This is a genomic window from Streptomyces hamibioticus, from assembly GCF_047946815.1.
GTDB lineage: Bacteria > Actinomycetota > Actinomycetes > Streptomycetales > Streptomycetaceae > Streptomyces.
This window is the reverse complement of record NZ_JBKKQY010000001.1, coordinates 5,309,020-5,329,194: the sequence shown is the minus strand read 5'-3', so window position 1 is coordinate 5,329,194 and position 20,175 is coordinate 5,309,020. Positions and strand designations below refer to the sequence as shown.

The window sequence follows — 20,175 nt, the reverse complement described above, 5'->3', positions numbered from 1 at the left end:
TAGCCTGGCCGCATGACGGCCGCACCGCAGTGGATCAACGACCTGATGGACGCGCTCGGCGCGCCCGGCGCCGGGATCGCCATCGCTCTGGAGAACCTGTTCCCGCCGTTGCCGAGCGAGGTGATCCTGCCGCTCGCCGGGTTCGCGGCGAGTTCCGGCCGGATGGACCTGCTCGCCGTGCTGCTGTGGACGACGGCGGGTTCGGTGATCGGCGCGCTGGCCCTGTACGGGGTGGGCGCGCTGCTCGGCCGGGACCGCACGGTGGCGCTGGCCGGCCGGCTGCCGCTGGTGAAGGTGGCCGACATCGAGAAGACGGAGGCGTGGTTCCAGCGGCACGGCACCAAGGCGGTGTTCTTCGGCCGGATGATCCCGATCTTCCGCAGCATGATCTCGGTGCCAGCCGGCGTCGAGCGGATGCGGCTGCCCGTCTTCCTGGGCCTGACCACGCTGGGCAGCGCGATCTGGAACACGGCGTTCGTGCTCGCCGGCTACGCCCTGGGCGACAACTGGACCCAGGTCACGACCATCGCCTCCGCCTACTCCAAGGTGGTCCTCGCCGGGGCCGCCCTGGCCCTGCTGGCGTTCGTCGGCGTGCGGCTGCTGCGGCCGGGGGCCGGCCGGCGCAGGCGGGGCGGGCGCGGGCACCGCGAGGGGCGGCCGGACGCCCGCACGGACACCGGAACCCACACCGCCCCGGAACCCGGCGAGGTCAGCCGGACGAACCGGCCGCCCGCAGGAACTCCCGCAGAATCCGCTCGCCAGCCAGTACCCCCCGCTCGGGCAAGACGCTGATCGCCGGTGCCGTCCAGCCGGCGTCCGCCAGCTCGCCGTGGCCCGGGCGCCAGCCCCGGTCGGCCGCGAGCAGCAGGTCGGCGTCGAGAAGCGAGTCACCCGCGGCGAGGGTGAGGCCGGCGCCGGTGCGGCGGGCGACCTCGCGGACGGCCGCGCTCTTGGTCAGCGGCTTGGGGACGGCGTAGAGCTTGCGGCCCTGGAGGGACACCGTCCAGCCCCGGTTCTCGGCCCACACGGCGAGTTCCTTCACCCAGTCCTCGGGCAGCAGCTCGCGTTCGACGACGAGGTAGGCGAAGAGGTCCTCGGCGCTGCGGTGCTTGCGCACCCACACCGGGTCGGCGGTTCGCATCAGGTGTTCCTGCACCTCGTGCAACGAGGCGCACTCGTCGGCCAGCCGCGCGGTCACCCGGGCATGCCAGTCCCCATCGGTCTCGCCGTCCACGAGCAGATGGCCGCCGTTGGCGCAGATCGCGTAGGCGGGCGGCGGGCCCGGCAGGTTGATGCGCTGGTACTGCTTGCGGGTCCGGGTCGTGGCCGGCACGAACACGGCCGCGTCACCGAGGTCGGTCAGCAGCCGGGCGGCCGTCTCGGTCAGGTACGACAGCGGCCTGCTCTCGTGGACCTCCACGCACAGCAGCCGGGGGGCCCGGGCGTCGGGCATGGTCAGCGCCAGCGCGGCGGCGGAGTAGATGAGCGTCCGGTCCAGGTCGCTCGCGACGAGCACGGTCATCAGGCCGTCACCGCCTTGCCGTCGGCGCCGGTCGCCCCGCGCGTGTACTGGGGGTGGATCAGCCCGACGCAGGTGTAGGGCAGGTCGGCGACCTCCTCCACCGGCACCCCGCGCTGCTCGGCGAGCAGCCGGACGTGGTCCAGGTCCCGGCCGGCGCCGGCCCGGGCCAGCACCTTCCACGGCACCCGGCGCAGCAGGACGCGCGTGGTCTCGCCGACGCCGGGCTTGACCAGGTTGATGTTGTCGATGCCGTAGGCGGCGCTGATGCGTTCGACCGCCGCCCAGCCCTCCCAGGTGGGGGTGCGATCGGTGGCGAGCAGCTCCTCGGCCCGGGCGTCGGCGGCGTCCACGGCGTCACCGAAGCGGGCGGAGACGGTGTCCAGGAAGGCCGACGACAGGTCGGCGCCGGCGAGTTCGCGGTAGAACTTCGCGCCGTGGAAGTCGTGCGGGCCGACCAGGTCGGCGCGGAGCACGGTGCGCGATATCAGGCCGGAGACGGTGGAGTTGAGGCAGGCGGAGGGGATGAGGAAGTCGTCCCGGGTGCCGTAGGTCGTCACGCAGGAGCCGGGGTCGGCCAGCACGGCGATCTCCGGGTCGAAGCCGGTGATGCCGTCGGAGGCCTCCAGCTCGCGCAGGGCGTCGGCGAGTTCACGGGTGATGGCGCCCTTGCCGGTCCAGCCGTCCACGAAGACGACGTCGGCGGGGTCGTGGCGGTCGGCCAGCCAGCGCAGGGCGTTGGCGTCGATGCCGCGGCCGCGGACGATGGACACGGCGTAGTGCGGCAGGTCCAGGCCGTGCCGGTACCGCGCCCAGCGGCGCATCAGGATGCCGACCGGCGTGCCCGCACGGGCCAGGGAGACCAGGACGGGTCTGGGCGACCGTTCGGCGAGCACCAGTTCGGTGACGGTGCCGACGGCCTGCGCCAGCCGGTCGGCGGACGCCCGCAGCGCGGAGTGGAACAGCTGCTGGTACTGCTCGCTGGGCTGGTACTCCACCGGCAGCGACTCGGCGTAGTGCGCGCCGCCGCTCTGGATCGCCTCCTCGCGCTCCTCGGTCGGCGCCTCCAGCGACACGTCCGAGAGGTCCTGGAGCAGCCAGCCGACCTCCTCGGGCGCGTACGAGGAGAAGGCGGGGCCGCGGAGGGGCTCGGGCAGCATGGCGGGCCTTTCGGGGGCGGACGGTGCTCCGGGGGCGGATGTCCCGGGGACGTACGACGGGACGACCCCGAGCAGGACGTGCGGGACGTGGGCGGCGAGCTGGGCCGCCAGTCCGCCGGGCGCGTGCAGCGCGGGCGTGTCGGCGCACGAGTCGACGACGGCGACGACGGCGTCGAAGCCCCCGCCGGCCACGTTGTAGGCGTAGCGGTCGCCGGGCCCGTCGGCGGGGTCGTCGTGGGCGGGGAAGACCAGGCGGGTGCGTATCGCGTAGCCGGGGTCGTCGACGGCGAGGACGGGCGAGCGGGTGGTGGTGGAGTAGCGCACCTCGGCGTCGACGGTCCGCTCCACCTCGCAGGCCAGGCGCAGCGGGGCGTACATCAGCTCCTCGAAGCCGAGGACGAGGACGCGGCGCGCGTCGGCGGGCAGGGCGGCGGCGAGCCGCGCGGCCATGCCCGGCAGCGCGTCCTCCAGGCGGGCGCGGTGGGCGGCGGTGAAGCCGTGCCGGCCGCCGTCGGGCAGTCCGTGCGGCCAGTGCAGGTCGACGCGGCGGACGGCGCCCGCCGCGGGCCGGGCGGGGGCCGGCGCGCGGGCGGCGGCCGTCTCGTGCCGGGCGACCAGCCGCTGCCCCTTCTCCAGCACGTCCGGTGGAAGCCGTACGGTTCCGGAGGCCGTCGTGACGAGGTCCACACGGGCGCCGATCTCGCGGGCGAACTCCTCCAGCCGTCCGGCGTCGGCGGGCGAGCGCATGTCGACCAGGGCCACGACCACGTACCGCTCGCGCGGGTAGCGCTCGTGCAGGGCGCGGACGGTGTTGAGCACCGTGTTGCCGGTGGAGAACTCGTCGTCGACCAGGACCAGCGGCCCGTCACCGGCCAGCAGGCCGGGATCCTCGGGCAGCAGCAGGTGGGAGGTGGCGTGCGAGTGGGACTCCTCGAAGCCGCCGGCCTGGGCGACGCCGGCCACCGGGCGGCGGGTGGAGTGCAGGCAGGCGGCGGGGGCCAGGCCGTCGGCGACGGAGTGGCCGAGGCCGGTGGCCGTCTCCGCGTACCCGAGGACGACGGCGGAGGCGGCCTCCTCGGCGCCGAGCAGTTCGCGGACCCGCCGGCCGAGGGCGAGGCCGTGGCCGTGGACCACGGCGGGCGACTGGGGCACGTGCTTGCCCAGGACCTGGGAGACCAGGAGGTGCGCCCGCTTGGGGTTGCGGCGCAGGGCGAGCCCCAGCAGGCCGGTGAGCCGGTCGTCGCCGGTCAGCTCGACGCCGAGCCGCTCGGCGACCCAGCTGCCGGACCAGACCTCGGCCGGCCCGTCGGCGCGCGTGCCCTCGTCCATGTGCTCGTGCCTCCCGGTGTCCTTGGCGTGCCCGGCGTGCCCGGCGTCACCGGCGTCACCGGCGTCCGCGGCGCCGCCCGCCGCCTCGTGCGCTGCGTCGTGCCCCGCGTCGTCGAGTGGGTCGTCCAGTGCGTCGTTCAGTGCGGCGTTCAATGCGTTCATGCATTCCTTGCGATCAGTACGGCAGTCCGGCGGCGAGCAGCTCCACGAAGCCGATGTCCTCGTTCGCCACCCCGAAGGCCTCGGCGCGCAGCAGCGTCCGCTCGGCCCAGGCGCGGTGCGGCTTCACCTCGTTCATCTTGTTCGTGTAGGCCGACCTGAGCACACCCCCACCGCCCCGTTCCGGCCGGAGGATGTCCTGGGCGTCACTGAACTCCTCACGGCTGACCACGGACAGTGCGTGCACCGGCAGCACGTGGGAGGGATGGATGCAGGTCTTGCCGAGCAGGCCGTTGGCGTGGTCCAGGGAGATCTCCCGGAGCAGGCCGTCCATGGCGTGTTCGATCAGCTTCTGGCGCAGCTCGGCGGCCTGCACCTGGAGGAAGGGGCTCTGCCGCAGCTGCGGCTTGAACATGCGCTCCTGCACCCGGAAGTACTCCCACACCGGCCCGGTCACGGTGAAGCCGGTGCCGTCGGCCCGGCCGAGCATGTTCACCACGTCGGAGATCACGGAGGCGACGACCTGGATGTCGTAGGCCGTCATGTCGGGGGCTCGGCGCAGCCCGTAGGAGGAGCAGAAGTCAGTCACGCCCAGACGCAGGGCGAGGACGCGGTCGCGGTACTTGTCGACCGCGCGGAAGATGCCCTCCAGGGTCTGCACCCGGGACTCCCGGTACAGCAGCTCGGGCGACTCCAGGACGGGCATGGCGAACAGCCGGCGGCCGCTCGCCGCCTCCGCGCCGGAGAGCGCCTCCAGGAAGGGGATGCCGCGTTCCTCGGTGAACTTGGGCAGTACGAATCCGGACAGCAGCCGGACGGCGGGGCCGAGGCGGCGCACGAGGTCGGGGATCTGCTCGGGGGTGCGGACCCGGACGAACAGCAGCGGCACCTGCGCCCCGGGGTGCTCCAGGAGGTCCGTGAGCCGGCGTACGAGATTCTCCTCGCCGGTCGGCACGTCGGCGTCGTCTATCGAGTCCTCCAGGCACAGCACCATCGAGACGACACCGCGGGCGCCCTGCTTGAGCACGTCGTCGGCGAGCCGCGGCCGGGTGGCCGGGCTGTACAGCGTGGCGCCCAGCGCGGCGGACAGCAGCCGGGACGGGGAGTCCGCGGTGAAGGTGCTGGGCTCCTTGTGGAAGAGACGCTTCCGCACCTCAGGCGCAACATGCCCGAAATGACGCATATGAACTCCCCCGTGGTGTCTGGGCGACCTGTGAACGTCCGAAGGTGGCCGGTAATAGTACGTAGGGATCCGTGTCCGGGGTTCCCGCCGGGCATGAATTCCAGGTAACCCACCGGTGGCGCCGGCAACCTCCGATGCCGCCCCGCGTTGTCGTGACCAGGACCGAGAGGGCAGGATGACGGGCATGACGCACGCGATGCTGAAGGGGTCGAACGTCCCGCTGGAAGTCACCACGGTACGCGCCGTGCTGCGCTGGACGCCCCGGCAGGGGGTACCCGAGGTCGACGCCTCCGCGCTGCTCCTGGGCCCGGACGACCGCGTGCGCTCCGACGACGACTTCGTCTTCTACAACCAGCCCCGCCACCCCTCCGGGAAGGTCTGGCGGCTCGGCAAGAAGCCGGGCGCCGACGGCCTGACCGACACGATCCAGACAGACCTCTCCGGGGTGGAGCCGTCGGTCGGCCGGATCCTGCTGGTCGCCTCGGCGGACGGCGTCGCCTTCGACCGGGTGCCCGACCTGCGCATCCTGCTGCACGACGCGGCGGACCCCGACGGGGAGCCGCTGGCGTACTTCGACATCAAGCCGGAGACGGGCCAGGAGACCGCGCTGATCTGCGGGGAGCTGTACCGGCGCGGGGAGGGCTGGAAGTTCCGGGCGCTGGGCGAGGGCTACTCGAACGGGTTGCAGGGCCTGGCGACCGACTTCGGCATCTCGGTGGACGAGTCGGAGGCGGAGGAGAGCGGACGGTCCGCGCCGACACCGACGCCGACGGCTTCGGCGCCCGAGCCGCCGACGGTGAGCCCCGCCGCGCCGCTGCCGCCGGAGCAGCCCCCGGCCGCCGGGGTGCCGTCCCAGCCGGCGTACGGCTACCCGCAGCAGCCGGCGGGGCAGCCCGCCTACGGGTATCCGCAACCGGCCGGCGGGCCGGCGTACGGCTATCCGCCGGCGGCCGCGGTGGTCCCGGACCCGGACTTCCGGATGCCGCCGCAGGGGCCGCAGTTCATCGGGAGGTAGTAGCCGCGCCCCGCGCCCCTGTGGGGCACGGTCCTACCGCTCCGCCTTGGCCTTGTACCCCCTGCCCCACTGCAGGCCCCACCCGTACAGCCGGTCCAGTTCGCCCTGGAAGCCGTAGACGAACTTCACCTCGCGGCGGACGATGATCTCGCCCTTGACGTTCTCGATCATCACCACGGCGCAGGAGCGGGCCTGCGGATGGCGTTCGTCGAGGCTGATCTCGATGCGGGGGCCGTTGCTGGGGTACAGCGTGACGATGGCCTGCGTGCGGTCGAAGGCGGGCGTCTGGTCGTAGATGTAGGCGAAGACCAGGAGCCGCTTGATGGCGTCCCGGTTGTCGAGGTTGACGTAGATCGTCTCGCCGGAGCCCGAGCCGAACCGGTCGTCGCCGCTGAGCTTGACGTACGGCGGGGCGTTGACGTCGCCGAGATAGCCGCCGAGAGGCTGTACGACACCCTTGGAGCCGTCCTGGAGCTCGTAGAGGCAGCCGAGGTCGAGGTCGACGTTGACCATGCTCTGGCTGTGGCCGAGAACCTCCGGGGGCTTGAGCGCCCTGAGCGGGTGCCGCAGCAGGCTCTCCCGCTGCGAGCCGGAGATGTCGGAGGTGCGCATCCGCCAGGCGAGGTTGATGCGCAGATGGCCGGTGGCCGCGCCCTGCTTGGTCAGGGAGACCTGGCCGTGCCGTTTGGTCAGCTCGATGGCGTTGGTCGCCGCGTTGCCCGAGTCGAAGTCGGTCGCCCGGCCGCGCCACAGTCCGTCCAGCAAACCCATTCCCGCCCCCACGTCAGTGCGTCATCGAAACGGGGCGGCCGTCGAGGAGTCGTCCTCGACGGCCGCCCCGCAAGAGCGTTCCTCGCGGCGAGTCCGTTCACACTCTTGGTGCGGGCGCACCGGGAGCGAACCGGTCCCGGACGGAAGGGTGTTTCACACCCCGGAGGAGACCTCCGTCTTGGGGGTCGAGCCGCCCTCGGCCGCGGCGATCGCGCGGTTGCGGCGGACGGAGGACCAGAAGGAGGCGCCGATCAGCACCACGCCGACGAGGCCGGTGACGATCTCGTTGATCTCGTACTGGATGGTGATCAGCAGGATCATGGCGAGGGCACCGATCGCGTAGTGCGCGCCGTGCTCCAGGTAGACGTACTCGTCGAGGGTGCCCTGGCGGACCAGGTAGACGGTGAGCGAACGGACGTACATGGCGCCGATGCCCAGGCCGAGGGCCATCAGGACGATGTCGTTGGTGATGGCGAAGGCGCCGATCACGCCGTCGAAGGAGAAGGACGCGTCCAGGACCTCCAGGTAGAGGAACATGAAGAACGCGGCCTTGCCGGCCAGCTTGATGGCCGACTTGGGCTTGCCCTGGCGCGCGGCCTGCTCCTCGGCCTCGTGCTCGCGCTCCTCCTCTTCCTCCAGCTTCTCCTCGAAGAAGCCGGACAGACCACCGACGACCATGTACGTGATCAGACCGGCGACACCGGACAGCAGCACCGTCTCGGCCTTGTCGGCGTGCGTGCCACCGTGCTGGTGGGCGTGGGCGCCGAAGGTCATCGCGGAGATCAGCAGCACGATCAGGGCGATGCAGGCCGACAGCATGTCGACCTTGCCGAGCTTGCCGAGCGGCCGCTCCAGCCACCCGAGCCACTTGATGTCCCGGTCCTCGAAGATGAAGTCCAGGAAGATCATCAGCAGGAACATGCCGCCGAAGGCGGCGATCGACGGGTGGGCGTCGGTCACCAGTTCCTGGTAGCGGTCCTTGTCGGTGAGCGCGAGGTCGACGGCCTCGATCGGCCCGAGCTGGGCGCTGACGGCGACGATGACGACCGGGAACACCAGCCGCATGCCGAAGACGGCGATCAGAATGCCGATCGTCAGGAAGATCTTCTGCCAGAAGGCATTCATCTTCTTGAGGATGCCGGCGTTGACCACCGCGTTGTCGAACGACAGCGAGATTTCGAGAATGGAGAGGATCGCCACGATGCCGAAGGCGGTCCACCCCCCGAAGAAGAACGCCGCGACCAAGCCGGCCGCGGTGACCGCGAACGACCAGCCGAAGGTTTTCAGAACCACTGGCTACCCAATCCTTGATGAGGGTCCCGCCCCAAGCGCAGCTCGAGGAGGGCCTCCCCCGTCGCCGTACCCGGCTTTACGAAACGTTGACTCCGAAGTCTAGAGCGATGCCCCGCAGCCCCGACGCATACCCCTGTCCCACCGCGCGGAACTTCCATTCGCCCTGGTAGCGGTAGACCTCACCGAAGATCATCGCGGTCTCGGTGGAGGCGTCCTCGCTGAGGTCGTAGCGGGCGAGCTCTTGGCCGTCGGCCTGGTTGACGACGCGGATGAAGGCGTTGCTGACCTGACCGAAGGTCTGGCCGCGCTCGTCGGCCATGTGGATGGAGACCGGGAAGACGATCTTGTCGCACCGGACGGGGACCTTGGAGAGGTCGATCAGCAGCGACTCGTCGTCGCCGTCGCCCTCGCCGGTGAGATTGTCGCCGGTGTGCTCGACGGAGCCGTCGGGGCTCTTGAGCTGGTTGTAGAAGATGAACCACTCGTCGCCCATCACCCGCCCGTCGCTGCACACCAGCGCGCTGGCGTCGAGGTCGAAGGGCGCTCCGGTGGTGGAGCGCGCGTCCCAGCCGAGCCCGATCATCACCTGAGTGAGGTTCGGTGCGGCCTTGGACAGGGAGACATTGCCCCCCTTGGCAAGCGTGACGCCCATCTTGCTGATCCCTCCCCGGGTGCCGATACCTGGTTGTTCTGCGCGTCCGGCGCCGCACGCAGACCGTGCGGCGCCGGACGGGCGAGGTGCTCGCTCAGACGTTCACGCCGAAGTCCTGCGCGATGCCGCGCAGGCCGGAGGCGTACCCCTGGCCGATGGCGCGGAACTTCCACTCCGCGCCGTGCCGGTACAGCTCACCGAAGACCATCGCGGTCTCGGTGGAGGCGTCCTCGCTCAGGTCGTAGCGGGCGATCTCGGCGCCGCCCGCCTGGTTGACGACGCGGATGAACGCGTTGCGGACCTGGCCGAAGGACTGCTGGCGGTTCTCGGCGTCGTAGATCGAGACCGGGAAGACGATCTTCTCGACGTCGGCCGGGACGTTCGCCAGGTCGACCTTGATCTGCTCGTCGTCGCCCTCGCCCTCACCGGTGAGGTTGTCGCCGGTGTGCTCGACCGAGCCGTCCGGGGTCTTGAGGTTGTTGAAGAAGATGAAGTGCTGGTCGTTGGCGACCTTGCCCGCGCTGTTCAGCAGCAGCGCGCTGGCGTCCAGGTCGAAGTCGGTGCCGGTCGTGGTGCGGACGTCCCACCCCAGACCGACGATGACCGCGGTCAGGCCGGGGGCCTCCTTGGTCAGCGATACGTTGCCGCCCTTGCTGAGGCTGACTCCCACGAGTCCTCCATTGGTGTCCAGGGGCGGGTCGCCCCGTAGTGCGTTGACTGTCGTGCGGTGAATTGCAGTGGGTACCGGATCAACGGTTCGATCCTAGTGACGGGTTCCCGCCGGCCGCAGGCCCTGCGGCCGACAAATCAGCGGGTGTCGGGTCACAGGCTGTCGAGCGCCTTCACGTACTCGGCGAGGTCGCGGGCGTCCGGCAGACCGTTGACGACGGTCCAGCGCACGACGCCCTCCTTGTCGATGATGAAGGTCCCGCGCACGGCGCAGCCCTTGTCCTCGTCGAAGACGCCGTAGGCGCGCGAGACGTTGCCGTGCGGCCAGAAGTCGGACAGCAGCGGGTACTCCAGGCCCTCCTGCTCGGCGAAGACGCGCAGGGTGTGGATGGAGTCGTTGGAGACGGCGAGCACCTGGGTGTCGCGGTCGGAGAACTGCGGCAGGTTGTCGCGGACCTCGCACAGCTCGCCGGTGCACACACCGGTGAAGGCGAACGGGTAGAAGAGCAGCACCACGTTCTTGCGGCCGCGGAAGTCGGACAGCTGCACGGTGGCGCCGTGGTTGTCCTTGAGTTCGAAGTCGGGGGCCTTGTCGCCGACCTGGATCGCCATCGTCGTGTTCGTCCCTTCGTGGGGGCTGTTCGCTGGGAACCCACCCTACGCAGGGATCATCACGGCACGGCGGACGGGCCGACGACCGGCGTCGGCCCGTCCGCCCGCGTCTCGGGGACGGGGCCGGGGCTATCGCTTGGACTTGGCGGCCTTCGGCGTCGCCAGTCGGCTGCCGCTCCAGTCCTTGCCGACGCTGACGCTCTTGGAGGCGGTCAGCCCCGCCGTCGTCGCGGCTTCCGAGATGTCACTGGGCTCGACGTATCCGGAACGTCCGGTCTTCGGCGTGAGGAGCAGGATCGCCCCGCCCTCTTCGATGTACGTGGTGGCATCCACCAGCGCATCCGTCAGGTCGCCGTCGTCGTCACGGAACCACAGCACAACGGCGTCGGCCACGTCGTCGTAGTCCTCGTCCACCAGGTCGCCCTCGACGGCGCTCTCGATGGTCTTGCGGAGCTCCTGGTCCACGTCTTCGTCGTAGCCGATCTCCTGGACCACCTGCCCGGGCTGGAACCCCAGCCTGGCGGCAGGGTTCGTCCGCTCCTCCGCGTGGTCCGCGGTCGCGCTCACGGGTTGCCTCCTGATCATGTCTTGGTAAATATCTCAGCCACGCGCGTGCGCGAAGCATTGGCCGTAGTCCACACGGGCGGGACGGATCGCGCAAGTACCCGGCGGCTGGGACCGCCGAAACGGTGACGATCCCGGCCGTGTCGCCGCAACTTCAGCCATGGCGTCCCGACCGAAGGTGACGTACACCACACCCTTCTGCCCCGTTTGCGCATTTGGGAACCATCCACGGGTACGAGACTCGAATGAACTTGCCCCGGAACCCCGTGGGGGAATCGGTTACCTCACGGTAGAGATGACGTTTGCCCTCGCTGGGTAGACGATGGGGTCCGGTGCAGGCTCCCGGGGCACACCCGGCGGCACGCCCGGGAATCCGGGAAAATCCGGCAAACGGCCCTCTGACAGCGAAGGAACAGCGTGGCTTCCGCATCCGATCGCAACCCGATCATCATTGGCGGCCTTCCGAGTCAGGTTCCTGACTTCGACCCGGAGGAAACGCAGGAGTGGCTCGACTCCCTGGACGCCGCCGTGGACGAGCGCGGCCGGGAACGGGCCCGCTATCTGATGCTGCGGCTGATCGAGCGGGCCCGCGAGAAGCGCGTGGCCGTGCCCGAGATGCGCAGCACGGACTACGTCAACACCATCCCCACCAAGAGCGAGCCGTTCTTCCCGGGCAACGAGGAGATCGAGCGCAAGATCCTCAACGCCACCCGCTGGAACGCGGCCGTGATGGTCTCGCGCGCCCAGCGCCCCGGCATCGGGGTCGGCGGCCACATCGCCACGTTCGCCTCCTCCGCGTCCCTCTACGACGTCGGCTTCAACCACTTCTTCCGGGGCAAGGACGAGGGCGACGGCGGTGACCAGGTCTTCTTCCAGGGCCACGCCTCACCGGGCATCTACGCGCGCGCGTACCTGCTGGACCGGCTGACCGAGCAGCACCTGGACGGCTTCCGCCAGGAGAAGTCCAAGGCGCCGTACATGCTGTCGTCGTACCCGCACCCGCGCTCGATGCCGGACTTCTGGGAGTTCCCGACCGTCTCGATGGGCCTCGGCCCGATCGGCGCGATCTACCAGGCGCGGATGAACCGCTACATGCACGCGCGCGGGATCGCGGACACCTCGAAGTCGCACGTGTGGGCGTTCCTCGGGGACGGCGAGATGGACGAGCCGGAGTCGCTCGGCCAGCTGACGATCGCCGCCCGCGAGGGCCTGGACAACCTGACCTTCGTGGTCAACTGCAACCTCCAGCGGCTGGACGGCCCGGTACGCGGCAACGGCAAGATCATCCAGGAGCTGGAGTCGGTCTTCCGGGGCGCCGGCTGGAACGTGATCAAGCTGGTGTGGGACCGCACCTGGGACCCGCTGCTGGCGCAGGACCGGGACGGCGTGCTGGTCAACCGCATGAACACCACGCCGGACGGCCAGTTCCAGACGTACGCCACCGAGTCCGGCGCCTACATCCGGGACCACTTCTTCGGCGACGACCACCGGCTGCGCGCGATGGTCGAGAACATGACCGACGACCAGATCCTGCACCTGGGCCGCGGCGGTCACGACCACCGGAAGATCTACGCGGCGTACAAGGCGGCCCTGGAGCACAAGGGGCAGCCGACGGTCATCCTCGCCAAGACGATCAAGGGGTGGACGCTGGGCCCGAACTTCGAGGGCCGCAACGCCACGCACCAGATGAAGAAGCTGACGGTCGACGACCTCAAGCACTTCCGCGACCGGCTGCACCTGCCGATCTCCGACAAGGAGCTGGAGTCCGGCCCGCCGCCGTACTACCACCCCGGCCGGGACACCGAGGAAATGCAGTACATGCACGACCGCCGCAAGGCGCTCGGCGGCTATGTCCCCACCCGCGTCGTGCGCTCCGAGCCGCTCCCGCTGCCCGACGACAAGACGTACGCGACGGTGAAGAAGGGCTCGGGCCAGCAGTCCATCGCGACGACCATGGCCTTCGTCCGGCTCCTCAAGGACCTCATGCGGGACAAGGAGATCGGCAGGCGCTTCGTGCTGATCGCGCCGGACGAGTACCGCACGTTCGGCATGGACTCGTTCTTCCCGAGCGCGAAGATCTACAACCCGCTCGGCCAGCAGTACGAGTCCGTGGACCGCGAGCTGCTGCTCGCCTACAAGGAGGCGCCGACCGGCCAGATGCTGCACGACGGCATCTCGGAGGCCGGCTGCACGGCGTCGCTGATCGCGGCGGGCTCGGCGTACGCGACCCACGGCGAGCCGCTGATCCCGGTGTACGTCTTCTACTCGATGTTCGGTTTCCAGCGGACCGGCGACCAGTTCTGGCAGATGGCCGACCAGCTGGCGCGCGGCTTCGTGCTGGGCGCGACCGCCGGCCGCACCACCCTGACCGGCGAGGGCCTCCAGCACGCGGACGGCCACTCCCAGCTGCTGGCGTCGACGAACCCGGCCTGCGTGGCGTACGACCCGGCCTTCGGCTATGAGATCGCGTACATCGTGAAGGACGGCCTGCGCCGCATGTACGGCGGCTCCCAGGACCATCCGCACGGCGAGGACGTCTTCTACTACCTCACCGTCTACAACGAGCCGATCCAGCACCCGGCCGAGCCGGAGAACGTGGACGTCGAGGGCATCCTCAAGGGGATCTACCGCTTCAGCGAAGGCACGGGCGGCTCGCTCCCGGCGCAGGTCATGGCGTCCGGCGTCGCGCTCCCCTGGGCGGTCGAGGCCCAGAAGATCCTCGCCGAGGAGTGGGACGTGAAGGCCGATGTCTGGTCGGCGACCTCCTGGAACGAGCTGCGGCGCGATGCGGTGGCGTGCGAGGAGCACAACCTGCTGCACCCGGAGGAGGAGCAGCGGGTGCCGTACGTGACCCGGAAGCTGGCCGGCGCGCAGGGCCCGTTCGTCGCCGTCTCCGACTGGATGCGTTCGGTCCCCGACCAGATCGCGCGCTGGGTGCCGGGCACCTACCAGTCCCTCGGCGCGGACGGTTTCGGCTTCGCCGACACCCGGGGCGCGGCCCGCCGCTTCTTCCACATCGACGCGCAGTCCATCGTCGTCGCGGTCCTCACCGAGCTGGCCCGCGAGGGCAAGGTCGACCGGTCGGTGCTGAAGCAGGCCGTCGACCGCTACCAGCTGCTCGACGTGACGGCGGCCGACCCGGGCGCCGCGGGCGGCGACGCGTAGCACACCGTACGGATCCGCCGGGGGCGGCCCGGCTGCGGCCGGGCCGCCCTCGGCGCATGCGGGTACCGGCCGGGCACCTACCATGCGGGCATGAACGAGGGCACCGCGGAACCGACGGCACGGGAGCGCTGGCAGCGCCGCACGCAGGGGCCGCTCCTGGCGCTCGCAGTGCTGTTCGCCGTCGCCTACGCGGTGCCGATCGTGGTCAGCCCCGTGAGCCGCACGGTGGTCCTCGCCTGTGCGGTGACCGAGTGGGCGGTGTGGGCCGCGTTCGCCGTGGACTACCTGGTGCGGCTGTGGCTCGCCGAGCAGCGCTGGAAGTTCGTGCGCACCCACTGGCTGGACCTGTGCGCGGTGGCGCTGCCGCTGCTCCAGCCGCTGAGGCTGCTGCGGCTGGTCTCGACGCTGCTGCTGGTGGGGCGGCGGGCGCGGATGGCCTCGCAGGTCCGGCTGACCACGTACGTCGCCGGGTCGGTGGTCGGGCTGCTGATGTTCGGTTCGCTGGCGGTGCTGTCGGTGGAGCGGGACGCGCCGGACGGGAACATCCGGACGCTGGGTGACGCGGTGTGGTGGTCGTTCACGACGATGACGACCGTGGGGTATGGGGACCACGCGCCGACGACCGGGCTGGGGCGGGTGCTGGCCGTGGGGCTGATGCTGTCGGGGATCGCGCTGCTGGGTGTGGTGACGGCGAACATCGCGGCGTGGTTCATCGCGCGGTTCGAGAAGGAGGACGCGGAGGAACGCCGGCAGACGGAGGCGCTCCGGGAGCTGACGGAGCAGGTACGGGCGCTTCGGGCGGAGGTGGCGACGCTGCGGGGCGGGGCGTCGGGAGCGGGGCCGGACGGCTGACCCGGCGTTGCCCGCTTCCCGGCGCGGCGGCCCTCCCGGAGCGGGGGCGGGTCAGTCCGGAGTGGTGCCGGTGAGGACCGCGAGCACGGCGAGACGGATGCGGTTGTCCCGGCCCGTCTTCGCCATCAGGCTCGCCACGTGCGTCTTCACCGTGGTGACCCCGAGATGCAGCCGGTCGGCGATCTCCTTGTTGGACAGGCCCAGGCCGAGCAGGCCGAGTACCTCCCGCTCGCGCGGGGTGACGGCCGGTACCGGGGGGTCCGCGGGGGCGTCGGAGGAGGAGCGGGCGTGGAGGGCCTGGGCGACGAGGCGGCCGAGGACGTCCCGGCTGAAGGGTGCCTCCCCGTCGGCGGCCCGGCGTACGGCGGCCAGGAGTTCGGCCGGTGGGGTGTCCTTGACGAGGAAACCGCAGGCTCCGGCCGCGAGCACCGGATACAGATGGTCGTCGTCGTCGAAGGTGGTGAGGGCGACGACCCGGGTGGCGGGGCGTGCCGCCAGGATGCGGCGGGTGGCCGTGATGCCGTCCATGCCGGGCATTCTCAGGTCCATCAGGACGACGTCGGGAGTGAGGCGTTCCGCCAGCCGTACCGCCTCCGCTCCGTTGTCCGCCTCGCCCTGGATCTCGATGTCCTGAGCCTGCTCGAAGAGCATGCGCAGCCCCATGCGGACGAGTTGCTGGTCGTCGACGACGAGGATGCGGATCACGGCTGGGGCTCCATGACGGGTGCGAGGGCGGGCAGTTCGGCCGTGAGTCGCCAGCCCCGGGCCGCGGGGCCCGCGGCCAGCCGGCCGCCGAGCAGGTCCACGCGTTCGCGCATGCCGGTCAAGCCGTGGCCGGACGGGCCCGGGGCCGGTGGCCGGGTTCTTCCGGCCCCGTCGTCGTGGATCGTCACGTGTACGGCGCCATCGGCCATCCGCACGGCCAGCTCGGCGTGGGTGCCGGGCCCGCCGTGCTTGGCCGCGTTGGCCAAGCCCTCCTGGGTCAGGCGGAGGACCGCGAGGCCACGTACCGCGTCGAGCCGTGCGACACGGGGGTCCAGCCGAGCGGTGACGGCCAGGCCCGTCCGGCGGCTGTGTTCCAGCACCGACTCCAACGCCGCCGGCAGTGCCCCGGGCGAGACCAGGGAGCCGGTGTCGGGACCGGTACGGTCCGGGGCGCGCAGTACGGCCACCAGGCGGCGCAGGTCGGTCAGTGCCGCGCCGGCACTGGAGTGCAGGTCGTCGAGGACTTCGGTGATCCGCGGATCGGTGGTGCCGGTGGCGGCGACGACATGCCGGGCGACACCGACGCGCAGCACCATGGATGAGACGTGGTGGGCGACGAGGTCGTGCAGCTCGCGGGCGATGGTGGTGCGCTCCGCCGCGCGGGCGGCCAGCAGCTGTTGTCCGGCGCGGAGTTCCTGCTGTTCCGCGCGCTGACGGGCGTGCACCGCGGCGTCGCGGGTCACGCGTACGTACGCGCCCAGGAGCAGTGGCAGGCCGGCGACGACGCCCATCTTGTAGAGCACCGGGAGAAGTTCGCCGGGCAGGTCCTCGATGCGGTTCACGGCGACGGCGAGCGCCAGTGCCGTCGTCCCCGCGGCCAGGCGGCGCCCGGACTGCCGAACCGCCAGCTCGAAGAGGGTCACGGCGGCCAGTACCTTCAGCGAGGAGACGGTGCTCGCGCCCAGCGCGTGTGCGACCACGAGCAGGGCCGACTGCGCCAGGAGCGCGCCGAACGCCCACCTGCCCGCGGCCAGGCACAGCACGAGCCCGGCCGCGGCAAGGCCCCACTCCTGTGCTCCGGACGGCCGCTGCCGCAGCAGGACGTCGCCGATCAGTACGCCGGCGAGCGCGAAGACCCGTATGACGGCAAATCTCCGGTCGAACGCCAGCTCGATCCAGGATCGGTTCACGCGGCCCACGATAGGCGGACGTCCGTGCTCCCGGGGTCCTGCCGTGGGAGGAGGGCAACTCCTCCGGCCGGCCGCGGTGTCCGGCCCGAGGAAGGAGCCGGTCACCCGGGAGGGGATGCCAGTGTGCTCGGCATGGATACGCATGCGAACACGGACACCAGTAGCGGCGCGAGTGCGCGTTCCGCGGCCCCGGGGCGGCGGTCCCTGCTCGGTGGTGCCGCCGCCCTGGGCGTGGCGAGCGCGGCCTTCGGCACCACCGCCCGAGCGGCCGGCGCCCCGTCCGGGTCCCGCACCAGGGCCGGCCGCTTCCGGGGAAAATCGGTGCTCATCACGGGTGCCACATCGGGCATCGGCAGGGCGGCGGCGAAGGCGTTCGCCGGGGAGGGCGCCCATGTCGGATTCTGCGGCCGGCGAGCGGAGCTGGGGCGCCAGGTGGAACGTGAGATCCGGGACGCGGGCGGCGAAGCCACCTACATCCAGGCCGACGTCCGGGTGGCCGCCCAGGTGCAGAGCTTCGTGGACCGGGTCGCGAGCCGTTACGGCGGCATCGACGTGGCCTTCAACAACGCCGGCATCGGCGGCGGCAAATCGCCCCATGAGATGAGCGTCGAGGAGTGGGACGACGTCCAGGCCACCAACGCCCGGGGTGTGTTCCTCGCCATCAAGTACGAGATCCCGCACATGCTCAGGGCGCAGCGCGGCGTCATCATCTGCACCTCGTCGTCGGCGGCCGAACAGGCGCGGCCGAACGGCGCCGCGTACACCGCGAGCAAGCGGGCGGTGCAGGGCGTGGTGAAGTCCGCGGCGCTCGCGTACGGACCCAGGGGGATCAGGCTCAACGCCCTGCTGCCGGGCACCACCGACACCCCCTTCGTCCGCCCGCCCGGAATCCCGGACGCGGATTGGGCCGGGTACAAGCGGGCGTGGGGGCCGCTCAACGTCGACGGTCTCGAACGGATGGCCGATGCCGAGGAGATCGCGCGCGCGGTGCTCGGGCTCGCGTCCGACGACTTCCCCTATATGACGGGTGCGTCGGTCACGGTGGACGGCGGAAGCACCGCGGGCCGGCGGATGATCCAGCCGAGCGGCACCTGAGGCCGGCCCTCGACGAGGGCGGAACAGAGCCCGGCGGCCGCTAGAGCTCCGCCAGCAGCTCCGCCTTCTTGGAGGAGAACTCCTCGTCCGTCACCAGACCCGCCTGATGCAGCTCCCCGAGATGCCGGATCCGCTCGGCGATGTCCGCGGGGTCCCGCCGGGGCCCCGCGGTGACCGGCACCGTGACCGGCACCGCGACCGGCTCCGCCTGCCGCAGCGCGGCCAGCACCGCCGCCGCGAACGGCAACGACTCGTGCACCGCCCCGTACCCCAGTCCGAACACCACGGACGCCGGGTCCTGGTCGGCCTGCGCGGGCGCCGGACCGGTCGCGTCCCGGCACTGCAACCGCAGGTACCCCTCGAACACCTCCGGCGACCGCCACTCCAGCCCGCTGAGGTCGGCGACCGCGAACGTCTGGTCGCCGGCCTTCCACTTCGCCGACGACGCACCCGTCCAGAACCACCGGAAGGACACCGAGGTCCCGTCGAAGGACGCCTTGCCGTCGTACGCCTTGAAGTGCAGCGGCGGCTCGGGGGCTGACACGAGATGCCGCTCGGCCGGTCCGTCCCCGGTGAGCCGGGCGCGCAGCTCGTCGGCGTAGTACTCCGCGAGCGTGCCCTTGTCGGCCGGCAGCACCAGCCGGTACGGGTCGCTGGACTCCTTCAGCTGCCCCGCCGCCGCCTCCAGCAGCGGATCGGCGCCGGGCCGCAGCTCGGCGCGGAGCACGACCGTGCCCCGTCTGCCCGGCGTCAGCGTCACCCCGGCGATCGCCTCCAGGGGTATGCGGCGTTCCCCCAGGGCCTGGAAGAGCTTAGGTGTTCGAATCCCCCGTTCGTAACGGATGAGCACGGAGTCGGACTCGAACTCCCAGGCGGCATGAAATCCGGCCAGTACGTCACCCATGCGGCTCATCGTATGCGGCACGAGCTGCTTCGTCCCCTCCCCGCGCAGACCGCGGTTTCTTCGCCTCTACGCGCGTCCGGCCGCCGCCGCTGCGGACAAACCGGCCCGGCAGCCTTCGTCTCCGCGTGCGCAGTCGACCGCGCGGTACGCGCCAACACCGATCTCCGCGAAGTTCGCCAGGCTCCGCGTGCCCGGCACGAAGTAACCGCTGTGCCCCTCGGCGCCCTGCGCCGACAGCACCCGCGCCCCGAACGCGGCCGACACCGGGTCGGCTCCGTGGCCCAGCCCGCCGAGCTCCAGGTACGGCACGTCCTGGATCCAGTCGTCGGCGTCCCGCATCGCCCACACATGGGCCGAGGTGCGCAGCTGGGACGCCTTCTCGACGCGCATGCCGGGGCTGCCGGCCACCGCTATGTCGGTCACCCGGGTGGGCAGTTCCCTGGCGGCGAGCCCGCAGACCACCGAGCCGTAGCTGTGGCAGAACAGCGAGACCGGCGCCCGGCCGGGCAGCGCGCGCACCAGCCCGTTCAGCCGTACGGCCCCGTGCGCGGCGAGCGTGGCGGTGGCCGCGTCCATGCCGAGCCCGCGGGGTGCCGTGTAGTCGGCCCAGGCGATCACGGCCGTACGCGTGTCCGGGCTGGTCTCGCGCTCGGCCTTGTACAGCGACCTGGCCATGCCGACCGGTGCGGCGTAGCGGCGGTGGGTGCGCTGGAAGGTGAGCAGGTCGGTGTCGGTCCCGGGGACGACGACGGACACGCGCTCGGCGCGGTCCAGGTTCCCGAACACCTCCGCGACCCGGCCCGAGCCCGCCGGGTCGAAGGCGAGGATGTTGCGGCCGGGGCGCAGCAGCGACTCGTAGCGGTGCATCCGCCAGCCGGCCTCCTGCTGCCCCGCCGGGGTGAGGCGGCTGTCGCGCATCCGTTTTCGCTCCTCCGAGCGCGCCTCGCCCAGGGCCAGTCTGTTGGCCTGGTAGCGCAGCCGGACGGGGACCCCGTTCATGTTGCCGACCGCGAGGGGGTACCGGCGGGCCAGCTGGGCCCGCTGCCCCTCGGTGAGCGAGGCGAAGAAGCGGGCCAGCCGGGCGGGGGCCGCCTGCGCGTCCGGCAGATCGCGTCCGCCGATCCGGCCGTCCTCCCAGGCGGCGACGGAGGCCTCGAGGGCCGGCGTCACCCGCTGCTCGCGCAGGGCCGTCCAGCCGGTGGTGGCCAGCATCACGAACACCACGGCCAGAGCGAGCAGCGCACGCCCCACGTTCAGCTGCGGGGTCGTCTCGAACAGGTGCGGGGAGGTGTCGAAGGAAGTCACTGGGAGGACACACTAGGAGAACGAGAGGGTCTC

General features: G+C 71.4%; 18 protein-coding genes. 5 read left to right on the top strand and 13 right to left on the bottom strand.

Going from position 1 to position 20,175, the window contains the following annotated elements; translation table 11 throughout:
* Positions 1–12: 12 nt before the first annotated feature.
* Entirely contained in the window at positions 13–792 is a 780-nt protein-coding gene (locus ACLGIH_RS24050; RefSeq protein ID WP_416527349.1) for a DedA family protein, read from the top strand.
* Here ACLGIH_RS24050 and ACLGIH_RS24045 read toward each other — a convergent pair.
* From ACLGIH_RS24045 to ACLGIH_RS24035, 3 genes are all read right to left on the bottom strand, one after another.
* Positions 710–1,522, bottom strand: a complete 813-nt coding sequence (locus ACLGIH_RS24045; protein ID WP_416527348.1) for an HAD family hydrolase — start codon at positions 1,520–1,522, stop codon at positions 710–712. The genes ACLGIH_RS24050 and ACLGIH_RS24045 overlap by 83 nt on opposite strands.
* Positions 1,522–4,008 (bottom strand): phosphoribosyltransferase, encoded by a 2,487-nt coding sequence (locus ACLGIH_RS24040; RefSeq protein WP_416529460.1) that lies wholly within the window; start codon positions 4,006–4,008, stop codon positions 1,522–1,524. The genes ACLGIH_RS24045 and ACLGIH_RS24040 overlap by 1 nt, the downstream gene beginning before the upstream one ends.
* 175 nt (positions 4,009–4,183) lie before the next feature.
* Entirely contained in the window at positions 4,184–5,350 is a 1,167-nt protein-coding gene (locus ACLGIH_RS24035; protein ID WP_416527347.1) for an HpcH/HpaI aldolase/citrate lyase family protein, read from the bottom strand.
* 184 nt (positions 5,351–5,534) lie between these two features.
* Here ACLGIH_RS24035 and ACLGIH_RS24030 point away from each other — a divergent pair, with 184 nt between their 5' ends.
* Positions 5,535–6,365: a TerD family protein gene (locus tag ACLGIH_RS24030; protein ID WP_416527346.1), complete on the top strand. Its 831-nt coding sequence runs from the start codon at positions 5,535–5,537 to the stop codon at positions 6,363–6,365.
* A 33-nt stretch (positions 6,366–6,398) separates the two neighbouring features.
* On the opposite strand, the gene ACLGIH_RS24025 is transcribed toward ACLGIH_RS24030, so the two are convergent.
* The 6 genes from ACLGIH_RS24025 to ACLGIH_RS24000 all read right to left on the bottom strand — a co-directional run bounded on the left by ACLGIH_RS24025 (position 6,399) and on the right by ACLGIH_RS24000 (position 10,929).
* The gene (locus ACLGIH_RS24025; RefSeq protein ID WP_416527345.1) at positions 6,399–7,136 is read right to left on the bottom strand and encodes a TerD family protein; all 738 of its coding nucleotides are present in this window, start codon (positions 7,134–7,136) and stop codon (positions 6,399–6,401) included.
* 153 nt (positions 7,137–7,289) lie between these two features.
* A complete protein-coding gene (locus ACLGIH_RS24020; RefSeq protein WP_416527344.1) occupies positions 7,290–8,429 on the bottom strand; it encodes a DUF475 domain-containing protein in 1,140 nt (379 codons plus the stop codon).
* A gap of 76 nt (positions 8,430–8,505) precedes the next feature.
* Positions 8,506–9,081: a TerD family protein gene (locus ACLGIH_RS24015; RefSeq protein WP_416527343.1), complete on the bottom strand. Its 576-nt coding sequence runs from the start codon at positions 9,079–9,081 to the stop codon at positions 8,506–8,508.
* A 94-nt stretch (positions 9,082–9,175) separates the two neighbouring features.
* Positions 9,176–9,751: a calcium homeostasis/redox stress adaptation protein gene (locus ACLGIH_RS24010; RefSeq protein ID WP_416527342.1), complete on the bottom strand. Its 576-nt coding sequence runs from the start codon at positions 9,749–9,751 to the stop codon at positions 9,176–9,178.
* Between the two features lie 152 nt (positions 9,752–9,903).
* The gene (locus tag ACLGIH_RS24005) at positions 9,904–10,362 is read right to left on the bottom strand and encodes a peroxiredoxin (RefSeq protein WP_416527341.1); all 459 of its coding nucleotides are present in this window, start codon (positions 10,360–10,362) and stop codon (positions 9,904–9,906) included.
* A gap of 129 nt (positions 10,363–10,491) precedes the next feature.
* Positions 10,492–10,929 (bottom strand): DUF3052 domain-containing protein, encoded by a 438-nt coding sequence (locus ACLGIH_RS24000; protein WP_416527340.1) that lies wholly within the window; start codon positions 10,927–10,929, stop codon positions 10,492–10,494.
* Positions 10,930–11,343: 414 nt separating this feature from the next.
* On the opposite strand from ACLGIH_RS24000, the gene aceE reads away from it, so the two are divergent.
* Both aceE and ACLGIH_RS23990 read left to right on the top strand, forming a co-directional pair.
* Positions 11,344–14,091, top strand: a complete 2,748-nt coding sequence (gene aceE / locus ACLGIH_RS23995) for a pyruvate dehydrogenase (acetyl-transferring), homodimeric type (RefSeq protein ID WP_416527339.1) — start codon at positions 11,344–11,346, stop codon at positions 14,089–14,091.
* A 90-nt stretch (positions 14,092–14,181) separates the two neighbouring features.
* Positions 14,182–14,943, top strand: a complete 762-nt coding sequence (locus ACLGIH_RS23990; protein WP_416527338.1) for a potassium channel family protein — start codon at positions 14,182–14,184, stop codon at positions 14,941–14,943.
* Between the two features lie 51 nt (positions 14,944–14,994).
* Here ACLGIH_RS23990 and ACLGIH_RS23985 read toward each other — a convergent pair whose 3' ends face one another.
* Both ACLGIH_RS23985 and ACLGIH_RS23980 read right to left on the bottom strand, forming a co-directional pair.
* On the bottom strand, positions 14,995–15,648 hold the full coding sequence (locus ACLGIH_RS23985; protein WP_416527337.1) for a response regulator: 654 nt from the start codon (positions 15,646–15,648) through the stop codon (positions 14,995–14,997).
* The gene (locus tag ACLGIH_RS23980; RefSeq protein WP_416527336.1) at positions 15,645–16,838 is read right to left on the bottom strand and encodes a sensor histidine kinase; all 1,194 of its coding nucleotides are present in this window, start codon (positions 16,836–16,838) and stop codon (positions 15,645–15,647) included. The genes ACLGIH_RS23985 and ACLGIH_RS23980 overlap by 4 nt, the downstream gene beginning before the upstream one ends.
* A 132-nt stretch (positions 16,839–16,970) precedes the next feature.
* Here ACLGIH_RS23980 and ACLGIH_RS23975 point away from each other — a divergent pair, with 132 nt between their 5' ends.
* Positions 16,971–17,933, top strand: a complete 963-nt coding sequence (locus ACLGIH_RS23975) for an SDR family NAD(P)-dependent oxidoreductase (protein WP_416527335.1) — start codon at positions 16,971–16,973, stop codon at positions 17,931–17,933.
* A 40-nt stretch (positions 17,934–17,973) separates the two neighbouring features.
* Here ACLGIH_RS23975 and ACLGIH_RS23970 read toward each other — a convergent pair whose 3' ends face one another.
* Complete coding sequence (locus tag ACLGIH_RS23970; RefSeq protein WP_416527334.1) at positions 17,974–18,837, bottom strand: DUF4429 domain-containing protein; 864 nt, start codon at positions 18,835–18,837, stop codon at positions 17,974–17,976.
* A gap of 66 nt (positions 18,838–18,903) precedes the next feature.
* Positions 18,904–20,142 carry an alpha/beta hydrolase gene (locus ACLGIH_RS23965; RefSeq protein WP_416527333.1) on the bottom strand — a complete coding sequence of 413 codons (1,239 nt, stop codon included), beginning with the start codon at positions 20,140–20,142 and terminating at the stop codon, positions 18,904–18,906.
* Between the last annotated feature and the right edge of the window lie 33 nt (positions 20,143–20,175).

What these genes read in the sequence shown, in the direction of transcription:
- ACLGIH_RS24050 (WP_416527349.1), top strand. Translation starts at nt 13, where the DNA reads ATGACGGCCGCACCGCAGTGGATCAACGACCTGATGGACGCGCTCGGC.
- ACLGIH_RS24045 (WP_416527348.1), bottom strand. Translation starts at nt 1,522, where the DNA reads ATGACCGTGCTCGTCGCGAGCGACCTGGACCGGACGCTCATCTACTCC.
- ACLGIH_RS24040 (WP_416529460.1), bottom strand. Translation starts at nt 4,008, where the DNA reads ATGGACGAGGGCACGCGCGCCGACGGGCCGGCCGAGGTCTGGTCCGGC.
- ACLGIH_RS24035 (WP_416527347.1), bottom strand. Translation starts at nt 5,350, where the DNA reads ATGCGTCATTTCGGGCATGTTGCGCCTGAGGTGCGGAAGCGTCTCTTC.
- ACLGIH_RS24030 (WP_416527346.1), top strand. Translation starts at nt 5,535, where the DNA reads ATGACGCACGCGATGCTGAAGGGGTCGAACGTCCCGCTGGAAGTCACC.
- ACLGIH_RS24025 (WP_416527345.1), bottom strand. Translation starts at nt 7,136, where the DNA reads ATGGGTTTGCTGGACGGACTGTGGCGCGGCCGGGCGACCGACTTCGAC.
- ACLGIH_RS24015 (WP_416527343.1), bottom strand. Translation starts at nt 9,081, where the DNA reads ATGGGCGTCACGCTTGCCAAGGGGGGCAATGTCTCCCTGTCCAAGGCC.
- ACLGIH_RS24005 (WP_416527341.1), bottom strand. Translation starts at nt 10,362, where the DNA reads ATGGCGATCCAGGTCGGCGACAAGGCCCCCGACTTCGAACTCAAGGAC.
- ACLGIH_RS23990 (WP_416527338.1), top strand. Translation starts at nt 14,182, where the DNA reads ATGAACGAGGGCACCGCGGAACCGACGGCACGGGAGCGCTGGCAGCGC.
- ACLGIH_RS23975 (WP_416527335.1), top strand. Translation starts at nt 16,971, where the DNA reads ATGGATACGCATGCGAACACGGACACCAGTAGCGGCGCGAGTGCGCGT.
- ACLGIH_RS23970 (WP_416527334.1), bottom strand. Translation starts at nt 18,837, where the DNA reads ATGGGTGACGTACTGGCCGGATTTCATGCCGCCTGGGAGTTCGAGTCC.